Genomic DNA, 2,971 nt, shown 5'->3' on the forward strand with positions numbered 1-2,971 from the left:
ATCAGCGTCTGTGACGGCACCTGCCGGGCCCGGCGACACCACCCCCCAGGTCATCCGTTCGACAGAGGGGACACAGTCATACCGGGCCCGGAGGCCAGCAGTCCCATTGCAGGACCGCGAAAAACATAACGGGGGGGGCAAGGCGGGGGCAGGGCAGGGGCGGGGAGTGGGGAGTGGGGGCGGTTGCGTGGGTGGGCCGCCGGGTCGGGGTTACCAGGAGCGGCGGAAGTTCACGTAGCCGCCGTCGCGGTCGAACCAGCCGCGGAAGGCCCAGTTGATCCAGCCGCCGTCGCCGTGGTTGGTGAACTGGCCCGATTCGAAGACCAGCACGCGGTAGGTGCCGTGGATCCCGCTGACCTTGGCGTCGTAGACCACGCCGTGCAGGTTGGGGGTGTAGCTGTTGGCGTTGTTGATGACCATCACGTTGTAGCGCTGGCCCGACTCGTAGAAGGCCCCTTCCATCAGGGACTTCACGTATCCGGAACGGTTCTGCTTGCGTTCGATGGCCTCGTTGACGATGTTGAAGATCTTCTGGGTGATGTCCAGGACCGCGGAGGCGACGTCGACCCGTCCCGCGAGGGCGCCCATCTCGCCCGGGGCGACTCCCGAGACCGCGGCCGGGGCGGCGGGGGCCGGGGTCTGGGCGGCGTAGGAGGCGGTGGAGGGCAGGAGAACCCCTGCGGCCGCGACCGAGCTGACGATCATGACGGCGACACGCTTACGGCTGATACGCATATCTGTACTCCTTGAAAAGGGGATGTGTCGGACACCCGGCGGGCGTGAGCGGCTGCAGGGCTCGTGCCGGGCGCTGAATTACCGGGGCTGTGAATGCTCTGCCCGGGAAACAGGATTTCCGCGGGGCGGGCGCCGGGGTGCGGCCGGCCCGCGGCCGGAAAGGAAAGAATCGGGCCTGTTTCAGGCCGAACCCATTCGGCCGCCCCCTCCGCCGCCCCCGACTGCTCTTTACTGAAAGCGCTCTCGCCCGAGCAGGAGCAGGGAGCAGGGGTGAGGGGCGGGGAGGTTCTTCAGCGTCACCAGGAAGTGGTGAGGTGGGCGGCCGCGTCGTTGTGCGGCGTCCTTGCGGCGCCGGTGCGGCGCGGGGGGTGGTGGAAGGAGGGGGCGACGGTGGTGATCCGCCGGTGCAGCAGGACCGCCAGGCAGCCGGCACAGACCAGTGAGAGGGCCTGCCACCAGGGAAGACCTGCTTCCCGGTGACGGGCGGAGGGGTTCGGCATCGGGTTCTTCCAGTGACTTTCGCGTGAAGGTGGAACCTGGCGGTGCCCGATCGGCTCTACAGGAGCGGAGGGCAGTGGGTCGCGGGGTTCGTCCACTCGGTGTCCCCCGGCCGGCCCTCGCACGGGGCGGAAGTCCGTGCGGAAGCCGGACCGGATCCGGAGTCGGATGCCGCGCCGGAAACGATGCTGCCCGCAATACCCACAGCCAGCGCCGCCGCACAGAGGAACCGAGTGAACTTCATGCTGTTCTCCTGAGGAAGTGAATTCCGATCTGATTCCTGCCGGGTCTTTCTTTCCGGTGACTCAAGAATCCCCGGACCGGAACTCCGGGTCCAGCGGATACGGGCCTCAGCAAGGTGCGTGGCACGAAAGGGAGGGGTGCACAACATGGACAGAGCCACCGATAACGGGGCATCCGCCGAGACGCCGGGAGCATTACCACCCCCCACCCCGACCACCCAGGCCACCCCGACTCCCTCGCCCACACCTCCCCACCCGGTCCCGGCCCACCACCCGGATCCCGACCAGGCCCCGGCCCACCACCCGGCCCCGGCCCCGCCTCACCACCCGGATCCCGACCAGGCCCCGGCCCCCCACCCGGCCCCGCCTCACCACTCGGGTCCCGGCCCGGCCCCGCACCACTGGGGCCCCGGCTCGGGGGAGCCTGCGGCATCGCAGGTGCCGGAGGTGCCGGAGGGTGCGGCTCTGGGGCCGGAGGTGCCGGAGGGTGCGGCTCTGGGGCCGGCGGCGATCGGGCTCTACACCCGGCTGCTGGAGGGCGGCCCCGCGCCGACCGCCGCCCTGGCCGCCGCGCTCGGCCTGAGCGAGGAACACACCGAGCACGCCGCCGCCGAACTGCTGCGCCACCGCCTCGCGGCCCGCGACCCCGACGCCGTACCCGCCCGGTGGCGGGCCGTCAGCCCCTACACCGCCGCCGCCGAACTGGTGGGCCCGGAGGAGAACCGGCTGCGCCGCCGCCTGGAGACCCTGGAGCGCACCCGCGCCCGCCTCAGCTCGCTGATCCCCCTGTACGAGGAGACCTACCGTCGCGGCGCCGACTCCGGCGCCGTGGAGGTGGTGGAGTCCCGCGACCGCGTCATGCTCCTCATCTCCGACACCGCCGCCCGCTGCACCCAGGAGGTCCTCACCGTCCAGCCCGGCGGCGGCCGCCCGCCCGGCTACCTCGAACGCGCCCTCCCCAGGGATCTGGAGATGCTGGGCCGCGGCGTGCGCCTGCACACCCTCTACCAGCACACCGCCCGCTACAGCCCCGGCACCCAGGAGTACGTACGGGTCGTCAGCGCCGCCGGCGCCGAGGTCCGCACCCTGGGCGAACTCTTCGGCAAAATGCTGGTATTCGACCGCGCCACGGCCTTCCTCCCGGTCTGGGACAACCCCGACGCCGCCGTCGTCCTGCGCGAACCATCCGCCGTCGCCTTCCTGTGCTCGGTCTTCGCGAACGCCTGGAGCCTCGCCGAGCCCTTCTCCGCCTCCTACACCGCGACCACCTCCACCCAACTGCAGGACACCATCGCCGGCCGGCTCGCCGACGGCGCCAAGGACGAGCTCATCGCCCGCCGCCTGGGCATGTCCCTGCGCACCTGCCGGCGCCACATCGCCGAGCTGATGGACGAACTGGGCGCCGAAAGCCGCTTCCAGGCCGGATACCTCCTCGCCCTGCGCTCCGTCACCACCCCCACCCCCTGTCTCTTATACACATCTGACGCTGCCGACGA

The 2,971-nt window shown here is 71.1% G+C and carries 3 protein-coding genes; 1 reads left to right on the plus strand and 2 read right to left on the minus strand.

Annotation, left to right across the window (positions count from 1 at the left end):
• Positions 1 to 210: 210 nt before the first annotated feature.
• Both IF89_RS49495 and IF89_RS0134770 read right to left on the minus strand, forming a co-directional pair.
• On the minus strand, positions 211 to 735 hold the full coding sequence (locus IF89_RS49495; protein WP_030776852.1) for a hypothetical protein: 525 nt from the start codon (positions 733 to 735) through the stop codon (positions 211 to 213).
• A 296-nt stretch (positions 736 to 1,031) separates the two neighbouring features.
• Complete coding sequence (locus IF89_RS0134770) at positions 1,032 to 1,235, minus strand: hypothetical protein (RefSeq protein WP_030776855.1); 204 nt, start codon at positions 1,233 to 1,235, stop codon at positions 1,032 to 1,034.
• Between the two features lie 687 nt (positions 1,236 to 1,922).
• Here IF89_RS0134770 and IF89_RS39130 point away from each other — a divergent pair.
• On the plus strand, positions 1,923 to 2,971 hold a 1,049-nt coding region (locus tag IF89_RS39130; protein ID WP_158718103.1), incomplete at its 3' end, for a LuxR family transcriptional regulator.

This window comes from Streptomyces sp. NRRL F-2664 (genome assembly GCF_000719345.1).
Lineage (GTDB): Bacteria > Actinomycetota > Actinomycetes > Streptomycetales > Streptomycetaceae > Streptomyces.